The following is a 14,413-nucleotide window of genomic DNA, read 5'->3' as shown; positions in this document are numbered from 1 at the left end:
ATCGACTTTTTGTTACCTGCATTTAGGAGTCTGAACGTGAAAGGTGTCCGATCTATTCTTGACCAAAATGCTTTCCGCTTCGACACACAAAAAAGCACGCCAACTAATTTGAGCCGCATGGTTGAGAGGAGGCTGAAAACCGTGGGCCCCACATCGGTGCTCTTTTACCAAGAACCACTGCACATTGTGAGGGGTGAAGGCGTCTGGCTCTACGACGATTCTGGGAACCGGTATCTCGACGTCTACAATAATGTACCTTCCGTTGGGCATTGCCACCCGAAAGTTGTTGATGCGGTATGCCGGCAAATGGCGGAACTGAATATCCATACCCGATACCTTCATGGGGCCATCCACGAATACATCGAACGAATACTGGATACAATGCCCTCTAAGCTTAACCGCATGGTAATGACGTGCACTGGCAGCGAAAGCAATGATATGGCACTTCGGCTGGCCAGACACTGGACCAAGAACCATGGAGTGATCGTTACTGAAGCTGCTTACCACGGCAACACCTCTGCTGTAACTGAGATCTCTCCCTCTTCACTTAAAACCAGCGAACCCGCCGATCACGTTTTCGTAATCCCTATCTCAGAAATGCCACAGGCTCCGGACGAGGCAAAGACGTGGTTTCTCAATAAAGTGAGAGAGGGCATTCAAACCCTGAATGATCGCCGCTATGGCTGTGCAGCCCTCATAGTAGATACCATTTTCTCAAGCGACGGAGTAATCGCCGATCCCGCTGGTTTTCTCAAACCCGCTGTTGATTTAATACAGAGCAAAGAGAGCTTGTTCATTGCAGACGAAGTTCAACCAGGCTTCGGCAGAACAGGCGATAACATGTGGGGCTTCGCAAGACATGATGTTGCGCCTGATATCGTGACAATGGGGAAACCAATGGGCAACGGTTATCCAGCGGCGGGCATTGTTGCTAACGACCGTTTATTCGCCTCTTTTAATGCGGAGGTGGGCTACTTCAATACATTTGGAGGCTCAACAGCCGCCGTAGCGGCGGGCTCAGCTGTCATGGACGTCATCGAAGAGGAAAGTCTGATAGCCAATTCGAAAGAAGTAGGCCTCTATCTCAAAACCCGTTTAACAGATCTGGCCAATAAATATGAGGAAGTCGGATCGGTCCGAGGGGCCGGCCTGTTCGTGGGACTAGATTTTATCGACCCAAGTTTATTGGGAACACCAGACCCAGCAAAAACCTCGAAAGTTATAAATGCGCTTCGCCAGAATGGCGTCCTCATTGGTGCTGCAGGAAAATATGGGAACACTCTAAAGATCCGGCCTCCATTATGCTTTGACAACAGCCATGCTGATTTCTTTCTTAATCAAATGGAGCGTGCAATTGAGGAGACTAGGTGATCAAGTTGGTCACGGGGAAGCTTACTTGAAAGAACTTACTAATAAATTCAGAAAGCAAGCCACGGCCAAACAATAACCAGCTTCTAACAACTGCGCCCAACCCGCACTAAGTCTTGCTGATAGCACCGGCATCATAGCGACCCGGCCACGCCCAACATGGGCTTCATGGCAATTAGAGCTGGCTTGGTAGCTGAGGCATGAGATTCAGTGTGGTCGCAAAGCGAACATTCAGATGGTTCGATAACGCTTGGCGTTGCGGCGTGCCGGAGCGCAGCGTAGGCGCGTCCGCCAATAGCTACTGGTTATACGGAATTTGCCACCAACATCTCAGTAGCACCTTTTTGAAACCGGTAACTAACAGGCTGCAATGAGACATCAATCCCATCGGCAGATAATGCGGTCATTACCTGATCCAAATGCTTCGAGACCTCTCCGTCTAAGGATAAAACAGGAAAGACACGGACTTCGGTCGCCACTCTGCATAGCTCCCGCATTGATTTAAGGTGAGTTGCCCCATCCACATGGTCACTGTAGAGAAAAAGATAGTGGGAGCAGAGTGCCAAATCGAACTCGAAGTCGGAAAACGGTAATGATGGCAAAGACGCTGATATATACCGCCCTTGCTGACAACCGGCATCAAAGTCGGCCAGGAACCCCGACATGGCATTCATACGGACCTCGCCAAGATGCTCGACGCTACTCAGTGACCTCCAAATATACTTGTCTGCGTCCTGCCGCATCTTAGTCATGATTTCAGGGTAAACTTCATCAATACGACGACGTATTTCGTCGACTTGAAACTGGTAAACCGGATCACAGGAAACAACTTGGCACCCACGCTCTGTTGCCTCTACATTGAAGCTTGCGGGGCCATCACCGCAACCTAGGATTTTCTTGTTCAGATCATCATCCGATAGCCCAAACATCGCTTGGTATTCCTTTAGCGATCGCCCCCACGGTACTACATTAGCTAAATCCAAAATCGACTCTCCTTAGTCTGTATGACGCCAAAACAAGCGACGACCCGATAGGGGCGTCCGGTGGACGGTCGCCAGGCCGGGAATGAACTTGATCGATTTGTTAAATGTCGTCGCGCCATTCCTTATACTTACACACTCTATCGGACTCAAGCCATGGCACGTCGTGCGAAACCCAAATATGAGCCTCTGGCTTCAAACCGGGATCATCGTCCAGAGTGGCCACCCGAACAATTACGTGTGGCTGCGCAGGCCTCTCGGCGACCAAATGAGAACCACAGCGTTTGCAAAAATGGCGCGATTTGCCAGGAGATGATTCGAACGTAGAAATAGAATTTATGCCGCTGAGCCAACGGAAGTTCTCGCGCTTTACTCCCGCAGTGGCGGCAAATGAGGCCGCATGGGCTTTACGACAAGTCTGACAATGACAATGCACAATCGGCATATCCACAGAGTCGATCTCGTAACTTATCTCGCCACACAAACAGCTTCCCTTCAGCCCCATAGGGGATCTCCTTCTGTACATTGAACGCTTGGCTTTGCGGCGTGCCGGAGCGCCAGCGGTGGGAACCGATGCGGTTAGCGTTTGGTGTGGACTTCCCCCAATAAATTGGACGCGTCCCATCGGCTAAAGCGGTTGGTAACATGGTTAAATGCCATACCGCTTCTATCACGCCAGCGGCCAACAAGGAGCAAAGTAACACAAATTTCGCAATCTGAACCAAGACAAGCACTTTCATCCGGCCCTACCATTTATAACACCGCGAAATAGTTACCTACACGCCAGAAGATGCTTCTGGAAAAACAAATGGATTTGAAATGAGCCATCGATCATCAAGCTCCTCCGAGAGCATTCTTTCTCGTCGAATGCAGACAATGAGCAGTTCCGCGATAAGGGATCTGCTCAGGCATTCCAAAATCCCTGGTATGATCTCACTGGCGGGAGGAATACCCGCACCAGATCTCATAGATACCGAAGGGCTTGAAGCGGCCACTTTCCGAGCTGTTGAAAGTGCAAGAAATGCCACCTATCAATATGGACTGACCGAAGGAGAATTGTTCTTAAGGGAAGAAATTGCCTCCCGCATGGTAGCGCAGGGAATCAGCGCGGAACCCGACCATATTCTAGTTACAAGCGGTTCGCAGCAGGCGCTCGACATTGTAGCCAGAGCCTTTCTTGATGAGGGTGATAGTGTGTTGGTTGAAGAGCCAACCTATCTGGCCGCATTACAGGTTTTCAATATGGCAGGAGCGAAGACATTAGTATTCCAAGGTGATCAGTACGGCATTGATTTCACACGATTGGAATCATTGGTTGCCAATAACCGTATTAAGCTGATGTACCTTGTTCCCAACTTCAGTAATCCAACCGGCACAACCCTGCGACTTCCCGAAAGGACAAAACTTGTTGAGTTTGCTATCCGTCATGACATTATGATCGTTGAAGACGACCCATACGGAGATCTTCGATACGACGGAGAGCATGTTGCGTCACTCTTTGAAATAGCCGAACAGTCATTTAACTCGAAAAACCGGGTTATCTACATTTCGTCTTTTTCAAAAACTGTCGCCCCCGGATTACGCTTGGGTTGGTGTATTCCCCCGGAGAGCTATTTTCACTCGCTATGCCGTGCCAAGCAATCTATGGATCTTCACAGTAGTACGCTATCGCAATATATTGCAGGTTATTATCTGAAAAGCGGCCGCCTTGATGATCAACTTCAACTTCTTAAAAAGGCCTACAAATGCCGGCGCGATGCGCTGATAAAAGCTATTTCGGAACATTTGCCAGACGCCCTCGAACTCAACGTGCCCGACGGTGGGATGTTCCTCTGGGGGCGATTTGCAAACGGACTGGACGCATCACTCGTTCTTCAGCAAGCTCTAAGCCATCACGTGATGTTTGTTCCGGGGAAATATTTTTATTGTGAGATACCTGACTTAAGTTCGGTTCGCCTTTCGTTCTCAACGATCACGCCCTCCCTGGCGGACGAAGCTGTTAAGCGGCTTGCGATTGCGATCCAGCGGACGGAACAACGCGAAACTCAAGGGTAGCGAAAACACCGACCATTTTAAACGGAGTTTTTATGGGCCTGAAACAATTCAACTTCCAACATGAAGACGATCGACAACAACTTCTCGCCAACAACGATGGCAGGGGAAGCCGTGAGTATGGATGGCAGAGCATCTTTTTCGAGCGGGTAGAAAAAGATCATTTTGAAACCATTGAACATGCTTTGACCGGTCATTACTTAATGGTAAAGCTCAATTCGGCCGCTCAGGCTAACCGACGCGTAGATGGTACTGTCCGAAAAGAATCGCAAAACAGGGGCTCTGCAGTGTATCTGCCCCACAACTGCCCCCACCAGGTCAGTTATACATCGCCATTGGGTAAGCTACTGTTGATGACCATCCCAGAGAAACTCGTTTCAAGCGTGGCGGAAGAAATGGGCGTTAGCCGCTTCCACGGTCATCCTCTGTTTTTCAAACAAAACAGCTTGCTTCTGGAAACCGCTCTGGCAATCGACAATGAAATCCGAGACGGCAACCCGCATGGTCCAATGTTTGCCGAATTTTATGGTAAAGCGTTGGCGGCACAGATCATCTGCGAAAACACAAGGAGAGTGAGAACCGATAACGCCACCAGGTCAACCTTGACAAATAGGCAAGTTCGCTGGATCGATGAATATATCGAAGCGAATCTTTCCTATCGAATCTTTGTAGATGATTTAGCTCAGCAAGTAGCTTTAAGTCCTTTTTATTTTTGTCGTGTATTCAAATCCGCAACCGGCGATTCACCTCACGTTTATATATTAAGAAAGCGAATAGAATATGCAAGTCAGTTACTCCAGAGCAACGAATACTCCATTTTAGAAATTGCACTTTCTTCTGGCTTCTCAGACGCCTCCAACTTTTCAAAACAATTCAAGAAGTTTACCGGACAAACCCCATCGAACTATCGTAGAGGATTTGAAAAACGACCAATCTTCCTCATGTGAAACCTTTGTGAGGATCGAGTGATTCACAGAGACAAAGTAATGAGTAACCGTGGGGTCAGGGTCACACTGTACGTGTACCCGCCAAACTGCACACCAACGCTTAAGAGCCGGACGACTGCTCTATTAAAAGCTTCTGATGAATCGCCGACGACCACACACCACTAAACTCCGCAAGCACCCCAAGTTGTGCATTGGCGCGCGTAAGCCTGGCCAACAACCGATCCTGTTGAGCCGAAATAAAGGTTCGATTGGCATCAAGCAGATCAAGATAGCCGATCGCCCCCTCGCCATGCATGGTAGACGCGATGCTGAACGACTGATTGGCCGCCTCAAAGGCCCTGCCCGCTGCGCGATCGGCCTCAACAGCTCGACCGTAGTCGAAAACCGCTACCCGCGCACTCGCCACCGCTTTGATTATCGTTTGCCGATAGCGAATATAGCTTTCTTCCGACACTTCGTTCTGACTGTCCACGCGCTGCATAATCACCGGATAACTCAGCAGCGACCAGGAAATCCGTGGGGCGATACTCGCAGTACTTTCGAATCCATCAGACTGGCCCGCTACATCCGTCACGCCAAGGAAGCCCTCCACCGAAACTTGTGGGTAGAGTTCTGCCCGCAGGGCATTGCCTTGCGCGACATCTTTGGCGAGCGTCGCCAGTGCACCGCCAATATCAGCCCTGCGTTGCATTGCCTCATTCGCCCTATTAGCCCCCGGCACACCAACCGACACAGCTAACACTCCCGACGCCGGCCGAAGGGTCAGAGTTTCCGGGTCTTCATTCACCAGAACTGACAGCACCGCTTTTGCCCGATATAACTGGGCTCGGGCATCCGGCAATTTGGCCCTTTGCTGCTCCAGCAAGGTGTCCGCTCTCGCCAGATCGAGGTCTGGCGAGAGCCCCTCATGGACCCGTAACGCCATTACCTTACGGGTATTTTCAAGAGTCCGTATATCTTCCTTGATCAGCTGAACGCGCTGTCGGGCTGCCACCCACTCTATGTAGGCCCGCACAACACCGACGGTCACTTCTTTCAGCATCGAACGCTGATTATTCAATGCAACTTCAAGATTGGCTTCCCCCGCATCTACCAAAGCTCTAAGCCGTCCAAACAGGTCCAACTCCCAAGACGCCGACAGGCCCACAGAAGCAGTTTCCTGGACGCTGTTTCGGTCCGTAGCGTCATAGTCGACGACTACCTCTCCCTGTGGCAACAACCGACTTTCGTCGGCCCCGAGGTCTGCAATAGCCCGGCGAACTCTCTGCCGCGTAGCCAGCAGGTCCAGATTTGCCGTCTGGGCAACCTCAACAAGTTGGTTGAGCTGGGTGTCCTGATAATCTCGCCACCACGCCAGTGTGTTGGCGCCCGCCGGCTGCACATCGAACTCAAGGCTATCCAGGTATCGGGCATTGGCGGCCTGTCGAGCTTCATAATCCGGGGTCGCGGCACAGCCGGTGAGCAGGATTGATCCAAAGACTATCCAGACTGCGCTCTTAAGCATGGTTGTTCTCCGTGATCTGATCCTTGGTCGCCGCTTTCTTCTCACGAGCTCTGGCGGCATCCGCTTCTGCACGCTGAATGACGGCATAAAACACGGGCGTAAAGAGAAGACCAAAAACGGTGACACCGATCATCCCGGAAAACACAGCAATACCCATCGCGTGTCGCATTTCCGCACCGGCACCACTGGCCAGCACCAGTGGCACTACGCCCGCGGTGAAGGCAATTGACGTCATCAGGATCGGGCGAAGCCGCAGGCGACAAGCTTCGATAATCGCTTGATAATGCGTGTAACCACTCAGATTCAGATCCCTGGCAAATTCCACCATCAGGATCGCGTTCTTGCTCGCCAGGGCCACCAGCACGATCAAGCCAATCTGGGTGAATATATTGTTGTCCCCGTTGGTCAACCAAACGCCGGCCAATGCGGATAGCAGGGTCATGGGCACAATCAGGATGATGGCAAACGGCAGACGAAGACTCTCATACTGAGCAGCCAGTACAATGAAGACCAACAGGATAACAAGCGGGAACACGTACACCATGGTGTTGCCTGCCAGCTCTTGCTGGTAGGTCACCTCTGTCCACTCGAAGGTCATACCATCCGGTAGCGTCTGAGCCAGCACTTCTTCAATGGCAACCTGAGCCTGATCAGAACTGAAGCCCGGCGCGGGCGAGCCATTCAGCTCCGCCGTAGGATAGCCGTTGTAACGCATCACACGATCCGGCCCAATGGTTGACTCCACATTCATGATCGCCGAGAGCGGGATCATCTGACCCTGCTGGTTGCGAACCTTCAGGTTAAGAATGTGCTTGGGGTCCAGTCGCTTCTCAGCCTCCGCTTGTGCAATCACCTGATAAGTGCTGCCAAACAGGTTCACATCGTTAACGTAGACCGAGCCCAGATACACCTGGAGAGTATCAAACACCGACTCCAGCGGAATGCCCAGAAGCATCGCCCGCTCCCGGTCGATATCCAGATCAAACTGCGGTACCTGAACCCGAAAGCTGGAGTACAAACCAGTCAGCGCGGGGTGTTTTCGGGCTTCGTTCAACGTAGTTTGCAAGCTACCAAAAAGCGCTTCAAAACCCTTACTGCTGCGATCTTCGATCTGCAGTTTGAACCCGCCGGTCGTACCCAGCCCCAAAATCGGTGGGGGCGGGAACACAGCCACGAAGCCTTCATCAATACCGGCAAAGGCTGCATTCAGCCTTCCGGCAATGGCACCGGCGCTCAGTTCGGGCGTCGTCCGCTTATCAAAATCATCCAGCGGCAAGAACACAACGCCGCTGTTGGAACTGTTGGTGAAGCCATTAATCGACAGCCCCGGAAAGGCGACCGTATTAGCCACGCCGTCTATTCCAAGGGCAAGCTCTTGCATCTCATCAACCACCGCAACAGTTCGATCCAGGCTGGCCGCATCCGGGAGTTGAGCCACAGCAACCAGGTACTGCTTGTCCTGCTGCGGGATGAATCCGCCAGGAACAACATTGAACAAGTGGCCAGAGAATACCGTCAGGCCCACATACACAACGCCTACAATGGCGCCGTAACGAACCAGTTTCTTGACCAACAACTCATACGCTGTACCGATCCGGTCAAAGAATCGGTTGAAGGGATGGAACACACAACGACCGAAGACCTTGTCAAGTAAGCGGGAAAGTCGATCCGGCTTTTCATCATGGCCTTTCAATAACAGGGCTGAAAGAGCCGGTGACAGAGTCAGGGAGTTGATTGCCGAGATGACGGTCGAGATGGTGATGGTCAACGCAAACTGCTTATAGAATTGACCCGACAACCCGGTGATGAATGCGGTCGGAATAAAGACTGCACACAACACCAAAGCAATGGCGATGATCGGGCCAGTTACCTCGTTCATGGCTACCTTGGTAGCTTCCCGAGGTGACAATCCCTGATGAATGTTCCTCTCGACGTTTTCCACCACCACTATCGCGTCGTCAACCACTATCCCGATGGCCAGTACCATCCCGAACAGTGAGAGCGTATTGATCGAAACGCCAAACCACTGCATCACCGCGAAGGTGCCCACAAGCGATACAGGAACTGCAACAAGCGGAATAATTGAGGCGCGCCAGGTTTGCAAGAACAGCACAACCACCAGCACCACCAGAAGAATGGCTTCGAGCAACGTGGCAATGACTGCATCGATAGACCCACGAACAAACACGGTCGGGTCGTAGACAATGTCGTAGGTGACGCCTTTCGGAAAGGATTCCGACAGCTTGTTCATAGTCTGCCGGACACTGTCGGAGAGCTCAATCGCATTAGCGCCGGGGCGCTGAAAAATGGGCATGGCAACCGCCGGCTTTCCGTCCAACCCTGCTTCCAGTGCGTAAGTGCTCTGTCCCAATTCGACCCGGGCAACGTCCGACAGACGAGTGATAGCACCGTTCTCGCCGATTTTCAGCACAATATCCCGAAACTCATCCAGGGAAGTCAGTCGCCCACGGACATTCAACATCAACTGAAACTGATTATCCGTTGGCGCGGGCTGTGCGCCCAAAGTGCCCGCAGCGATCTGTCGATTTTGGGCACGAACCGCGTTAACAACATCCGTCGCGTTGAGATTACGGGCAGCCAGGTCGTCAGGGCGTAGCCATAGACGCACGGCAAATTCACTCCCACCAAACAACCGCACATCCCCTACTCCGCCCAGGCGGGCGATTTCATCTTTTACATTCAGTTCGGCATAGTTCGCCAGGTAGGTAATGTCCCGGCTCTGATCGGGAGAATGCAGATGTACGACCATGCTCAGGTTAGGAGACGACTTTTCCGTCACCACGCCAAGGCGCTGAACCTCCTCTGGTAGTCGTGGCAGAGCGATATCAACGCGGTTCTGTACTTGTACCTGAGCTTTGTCCAGATCCGTGCCCAGGGCAAACGTCACTGTAAGCGTCATTCGACCGTCTGCGGTTGCCTGCGAGGACATATACAGCATGTTCTCAACGCCGTTAATTTCATCCTCAATAGGAGAAGCCACGGTCTCAGCAATCACTTTGGGGTTGGCGCCCGGATAGTTCGCGGTAACCACGACGGTTGGAGGCACGACTTCCGGATATTCACTGATCGGTAACTGGAAAAGGGAAATGCCCCCCCCGATCAGTATGATCAGGGACAGCATGGCGGCGAAAATCGGCCGGTCGATAAAGAAGTGTGGAAACTTCATATAGCAGGCCTCAGAACTCGACGCCAGCGGTCTGCTGGACTGTCGATGCGTGATCTTCAAGGGTAAAAGCAATGTCAGAAGGCGCTTCTGAGAGCAAAGTTGGAGCAATCTTCATATCTGGCCCCACCTTGGCAGCACCATTTGCTACCAGCAGATCGCCCTCGGCGATGCCCTGCTCTACCACACGGAAAGTGCCGTAGCGCTGGCCAATTTCCACGGGGGTGTAACGAGTTTCGCCATGATCGTTTACCGTGAGCACAAACCGGCTGTCCAGGTCGGTAGCAATGGCTCTATCCGGGACAAGAATTTTCTGTTCTGTACCGGCCACAGCGATTTTCACACGTGCAAATGCACCCGGAACCAGAGTGCCGCCTGAATCTGACAATACCGCGCGCAAACGGAGCGTTCCTGTGTCGGAATCAATGCTGTTGTCGACAAAGTCAATCTCGCCCACGTGTGAAAAATTGCTTTCCCCAATTAACTGGATGCGTACCGGAGATCCAAGTGCCTGATCACGTGTTTGGAAGAAGCGATACCAAGTGCTCTCGTCCATATCAAAATAAGTGTAGCGATCCTGATTCGATGCAATCGTCGTCAGACGACTCTGGTTCGCAATGACGGTGTTTCCGGCCGTGATATTCGCTCTGGAAATGTCACCTTCGATCGGAGACCGAATGGTGGCGTAGCCCAACTGAAGCTCTGCTTCCTTGAGCTGGGCGTTAAGAGATGAAACTTCCGCCTCTGCCTGACGACGAACCGACTCGCGAAGTTCCGCCTGTTCTTCGGAAATGGCATTGCTGCGCAGCAATCGACCAGCACGCTCGGCTTCGGCTTTGGCTTGATGAAGCGCGGCCCGGGCACGAGCCAGCTCGGAATTAAGCTGCTCCACTCGAGCTTTCAGGTGGCGATCATCCAGTTGGAAGAGAACGTCGCCCTTATTTACCCTTTGCCCCTCCTGAAAATGAACTCTATCGATCACACCGGACAACCGGGGACGAAGTACCACGTTCTCTGGCGCCTCAATGCGCGTGGTGTAGGTTTTCTGTGGTTGAACACCAACGCGGGCTGCGGCGACGACCTCAACCGCGGGTGGCTGAGAGTCGGAGACATTGTTTTGAGCTACGTTATCGCAACCCGCAAGAATAAAAACGGCCGCACTCAGTGCGACGAGAAATCGATATCTCATTGACTCAACCTTTTTCGTTTTCATTAGGAACTCTGAAGCCGGCACCGAGTAGATTGTTAAATCAATGCCGGAGTGACGCGTGGCAGGAATTATCTTTACTTCAAAGCGCCAAAAATAATCATCACGTTATATTGGCTTTATCATTCAAACTGATGTGATGGCTAAAGCTGTATATCCCGAAGGCAAGAACTATAAAGCCCGCTGCGACTACATTCAGAGAGTCGGTTCCGAGTGTTTGGTATACATGCTTCCCAATAAATGTGGAGAACGAAACTCCCAGATAGATGGCGGATGTGTTCAGGCCAAGAACAATCGACGCACTGGAGGGCGCGGTTTTAACTAGTTGGTGTTGCAAAGGCACCAGACAGCCCCAGGCCAAGGCGCCCCATACGACAATTGGCACCACCGCCATAACGGGCGAAGATGAAAGCAATGGCCAAATCAAGAAGTCCAGGCCCAGCAATCCAAGCCCTGCAAAGATGACCGTCCTGCCGCCCCATTTATCAGTTAATCTACCAGCGGAGAAGGTTCCTATAGTCGCTGCAACACCCCAGCAAGCCATCAATAAAGCCAAAGTCTGGCCATTACCAGCGGTGGCGGGCTCAAGAAGAACACTGGCGTAGCTATGCACGATGTATGACCCTGTCATCAGGAACAAGGTTGTTCCCAGGACTCCCAAAATGGAGAGTCTCTTGATCGGTTTTAGAAGATCCAAGGGTCTCTTTCTTGTGGCTGGCTTAAGGGCAGGGTCAAGTAAAAATACCAGTCCGATAGCTGCCAAACTGGCCAGGATGGCAACGAACCACATACCAAGCCGCCAGTCACCAAAACTCGTTGAGAGGGCAATTCCCAATGGCGCCCCAATAGCGGTCGAGGCACTCAGCCCGGCTGTTATCAAGGATAATGAACGCGCCCAGTATTCCTGCGCAACTATTGCGGTCGCTGCAGCTCCGGCAATTGGCATATACAAGGCGCAACCAAAGCCCGCCAAGGCTCGGCCAGCGATTATCAGTTCAAGATCCGAAGATGCTGCAGATAGGATATGCCCTACAGCCAGGACAGCCATACCAAAGATCAGAATTGGTTTGTAAGAGAAATTCACAAGTAGCGTGGCGGAAATAGGAGTCATCAATGCATATGCAGCAGCAAAGGCGGCAATCATGCCTGCAGCTGTTCCGACATTGACATTAAGGCTCTCTGCAACCTCGGGTAGCAGGCCCGCCATAATGAAACTACCGGTGCCAATAGCGAACATTCCAAAAGACAGGATGAGTAGCTTTTTCATGAGGGATTACATTATCGAGTGCCCACTTGTCTCTTGGATGCCAAAAGGCAAGTGGGCCCGGTGAGGGAAAAGGGCCAGCCTGAATCATATCCCGGCCGACTTCGCTGGTTTGGTTCAGCTTTCGAGGGTAATAACGCCCTGAATCCAGATTAGTTGGATGCTATAAGCGTTAACAACGCTTGGGCAGCAGCCTCCGAAGAAGCTGGATTTTGCCCGGTGACCAAAAGACCATCAGTAACCACATATGACAGCCAGTCATCACCACAACTGTAGCTGCCTCCATGTTCTTTCAGCATGTCCTCCACGAGGAATGGAACTACGTTAGTGAGGCCGACCGCCTCCTCTTCTGTATTGGTGAACCCGGTCACCCGCTTATTCCTAACGAGGGGGAATCCATTGTTGTCTTTAACGTGTTGGAGTACTCCCGGGGCGTGACAAACTGCAGCCACGGGTTTATCCGCGCGAATTGCGCTTTCGATGAGCGCGATGGACTCGGAGTTCTCAACCAAATCCCACAGCGGGCCATGGCCGCCCGGGTAGAATACGGCGTCGAAATCGGAAACCACCACGTCTGCGAGTTTGACCGTTGAAGCCAGGGCTGCGACTGCTTCGGTATCAGCTTCAAAACGATGCGTAGCATCCGTCTGAAAATCAGGCTCATTGCTTTTCGGGTCTAACGGCGGCTGTCCTCCATTGGGCGACGCCAATACGATATCCGCTCCCGCATCCTTGAAGGCGTAATAGGGCGCAGCCAGTTCTTCCAGCCAGAAGCCAGTTTTCTCGCCGGTATCCCCCAGCTCATCATGTGAAGTCAGTACCATTAATATCTTCATCGCTTGCCTCAATTAATCACAGATTCTGTGTTATGCGCGACGACCTACGCGGATAACCCGTTTACCAAAATTTTCGCCCCTGAGAAGGCCTATGAATGCCTCGGGGGCATTTTCCAGGTCATCAATGATTTCTTCTCGATACTTGATGTTTCCGGCTTCGACCCAGTCACCCATTACTTCAGCGAAGTCCTGGTAGAGATGGCCGAAATCCTCGAAGATAATGAATCCCTGCACCTTGAGCCTTTTGCGCAGAATCACCGACATCAGCCAGTTCATCCTGTCTGGGCCCTGCGGTAGTTCGGTGGCGTTGTACTGCGATACAAGTCCACATACCGGTACCCTCGCGTTGGTATTCAGAAGCGGAACCACAGCATCGAGGACCCTGCCGCCTACATTCTCGAAATAGACATCAACACCGTCCGGACACGCGTTGGTTAGCTGGTCTGCGAAGTCAGGTGAAGTGTGATCAAGGCACGCGTCAAACCCCAACTCTTCGACCGCATAAGCACACTTTTCCGGGGTACCGGCAATACCAACTACGCGGCACCCAAGGAGCTTACCGATCTGACCAACAGTGGCACCTACCGGGCCGGTTGCTGCAGCCACCGCTATGGTTTCTCCGGACTGCGGCCGACCGATCTGTGTTAATCCGGCCCAGGCAGTGAACCCGGGCATGCCTAGCACCCCCAACGCCCAGGACGGATGTGCCGGTGAGGAACCCAGGTTAATCACCCCTTCCCCGTCTGACAGCGAATAGTCCTGCCAACCATTGCCACTTAACACCCAGTCTCCCGCCGAGAAGCCCTCGATATGAGACGACACAACCCTTGCGACTGTTCCGCCGACCATGACTTCGCCCAGTTCCACCGGGGCCGCGTAGGAGGGTGCATCGCTCATCCTGCCCCGCATGTAGGGGTCCAGAGACAGGAATTCCGTGCGCAAGAGCATCTGATTATTCCCAACCGAGGGAATCTGCTCTCTGACAAGTTTAAGTGTGTCTTTCGTCGGCTCGCCTTTCGGACGTTTCGCAAGCACGAACTTTCGGTTCACCGTTTCAATGTTTGTCATGAT

12 protein-coding genes are annotated in these 14,413 nt (G+C 52.2%); 3 read left to right on the top strand and 9 right to left on the bottom strand.

What is annotated here, in order from left to right:
• Positions 1-36 precede the first annotated feature (36 nt).
• Positions 37-1,371, top strand: a complete 1,335-nt coding sequence (locus tag ARC85_RS16100) for an aspartate aminotransferase family protein (protein WP_286715436.1) — start codon at positions 37-39, stop codon at positions 1,369-1,371.
• Positions 1,372-1,673: 302 nt separating this feature from the next.
• Here the strand turns inward: ARC85_RS16100 and ARC85_RS16095 are convergent, their stop codons facing one another.
• The 3 genes from ARC85_RS16095 to ARC85_RS16085 form a co-directional block, all read right to left on the bottom strand.
• Complete coding sequence (locus ARC85_RS16095) at positions 1,674-2,351, bottom strand: hypothetical protein (RefSeq protein WP_031210228.1); 678 nt, start codon at positions 2,349-2,351, stop codon at positions 1,674-1,676.
• A 100-nt stretch (positions 2,352-2,451) separates the two neighbouring features.
• Positions 2,452-2,853, bottom strand: a complete 402-nt coding sequence (locus tag ARC85_RS16090; RefSeq protein ID WP_200861363.1) for a GFA family protein — start codon at positions 2,851-2,853, stop codon at positions 2,452-2,454.
• Positions 2,756-3,088, bottom strand: a complete 333-nt coding sequence (locus ARC85_RS16085) for a hypothetical protein (RefSeq protein ID WP_226610592.1) — start codon at positions 3,086-3,088, stop codon at positions 2,756-2,758. Before ARC85_RS16085 ends, ARC85_RS16090 begins: the two co-directional genes overlap by 98 nt.
• Positions 3,089-3,167: 79 nt before the next feature.
• Between ARC85_RS16085 and ARC85_RS16080 the strand changes: the two genes are divergently transcribed.
• Both ARC85_RS16080 and ARC85_RS16075 read left to right on the top strand, forming a co-directional pair.
• Complete coding sequence (locus ARC85_RS16080; RefSeq protein ID WP_286715434.1) at positions 3,168-4,403, top strand: aminotransferase-like domain-containing protein; 1,236 nt, start codon at positions 3,168-3,170, stop codon at positions 4,401-4,403.
• 32 nt (positions 4,404-4,435) lie between these two features.
• A complete protein-coding gene (locus ARC85_RS16075) occupies positions 4,436-5,347 on the top strand; it encodes a helix-turn-helix domain-containing protein (RefSeq protein ID WP_023009236.1) in 912 nt (303 codons plus the stop codon).
• 100 nt (positions 5,348-5,447) lie between these two features.
• On the opposite strand, the gene ARC85_RS16070 is transcribed toward ARC85_RS16075, so the two are convergent.
• From ARC85_RS16070 to curA, 6 genes are all read right to left on the bottom strand, one after another.
• A complete protein-coding gene (locus tag ARC85_RS16070; RefSeq protein WP_232902729.1) occupies positions 5,448-6,851 on the bottom strand; it encodes a TolC family protein in 1,404 nt (467 codons plus the stop codon).
• Positions 6,844-10,038 carry an efflux RND transporter permease subunit gene (locus tag ARC85_RS16065; RefSeq protein WP_232902728.1) on the bottom strand — a complete coding sequence of 1,065 codons (3,195 nt, stop codon included), beginning with the start codon at positions 10,036-10,038 and terminating at the stop codon, positions 6,844-6,846. The genes ARC85_RS16070 and ARC85_RS16065 overlap by 8 nt, the downstream gene beginning before the upstream one ends.
• A gap of 10 nt (positions 10,039-10,048) precedes the next feature.
• Entirely contained in the window at positions 10,049-11,224 is a 1,176-nt protein-coding gene (locus ARC85_RS16060; RefSeq protein WP_286715433.1) for an efflux RND transporter periplasmic adaptor subunit, read from the bottom strand.
• Between the two features lie 121 nt (positions 11,225-11,345).
• Positions 11,346-12,509, bottom strand: coding sequence for an MFS transporter (locus ARC85_RS16055; RefSeq protein ID WP_232902726.1), 1,164 nt, complete (start codon positions 12,507-12,509; stop codon positions 11,346-11,348).
• 149 nt (positions 12,510-12,658) lie between these two features.
• Complete coding sequence (locus ARC85_RS16050; RefSeq protein ID WP_232902725.1) at positions 12,659-13,342, bottom strand: type 1 glutamine amidotransferase domain-containing protein; 684 nt, start codon at positions 13,340-13,342, stop codon at positions 12,659-12,661.
• Between the two features lie 30 nt (positions 13,343-13,372).
• Positions 13,373-14,410 carry an NADPH-dependent curcumin/dihydrocurcumin reductase gene (gene curA / locus ARC85_RS16045; RefSeq protein WP_222180565.1) on the bottom strand — a complete coding sequence of 346 codons (1,038 nt, stop codon included), beginning with the start codon at positions 14,408-14,410 and terminating at the stop codon, positions 13,373-13,375.
• Positions 14,411-14,413: the final 3 nt, after the last annotated feature.

The sequence above is a fragment of the Marinobacter sp. tcs-11 genome (assembly GCF_002049515.1).
GTDB lineage: Bacteria > Pseudomonadota > Gammaproteobacteria > Pseudomonadales > Oleiphilaceae > Marinobacter > Marinobacter nauticus.
The sequence above is the reverse complement of the archived record's forward strand: the minus strand, read 5'-3'. Positions and strand labels throughout refer to the sequence as shown.

Bases quoted from the DNA above. Each gene is read 5' to 3' on its own strand.
- ARC85_RS16090 (WP_200861363.1), bottom strand. From the start codon at position 2,853: ATGGGGCTGAAGGGAAGCTGTTTGTGTGGCGAGATAAGTTACGAGATC.
- ARC85_RS16085 (WP_226610592.1), bottom strand. From the start codon at position 3,088: ATGAAAGTGCTTGTCTTGGTTCAGATTGCGAAATTTGTGTTACTTTGC.
- ARC85_RS16080 (WP_286715434.1), top strand. From the start codon at position 3,168: ATGAGCCATCGATCATCAAGCTCCTCCGAGAGCATTCTTTCTCGTCGA.
- ARC85_RS16075 (WP_023009236.1), top strand. From the start codon at position 4,436: ATGGGCCTGAAACAATTCAACTTCCAACATGAAGACGATCGACAACAA.
- ARC85_RS16070 (WP_232902729.1), bottom strand. From the start codon at position 6,851: ATGCTTAAGAGCGCAGTCTGGATAGTCTTTGGATCAATCCTGCTCACC.
- ARC85_RS16065 (WP_232902728.1), bottom strand. From the start codon at position 10,038: ATGAAGTTTCCACACTTCTTTATCGACCGGCCGATTTTCGCCGCCATG.
- ARC85_RS16060 (WP_286715433.1), bottom strand. From the start codon at position 11,224: ATGAGATATCGATTTCTCGTCGCACTGAGTGCGGCCGTTTTTATTCTT.
- ARC85_RS16055 (WP_232902726.1), bottom strand. From the start codon at position 12,509: ATGAAAAAGCTACTCATCCTGTCTTTTGGAATGTTCGCTATTGGCACC.
- ARC85_RS16050 (WP_232902725.1), bottom strand. From the start codon at position 13,342: ATGAAGATATTAATGGTACTGACTTCACATGATGAGCTGGGGGATACC.
- curA (WP_222180565.1), bottom strand. From the start codon at position 14,410: ATGACAAACATTGAAACGGTGAACCGAAAGTTCGTGCTTGCGAAACGT.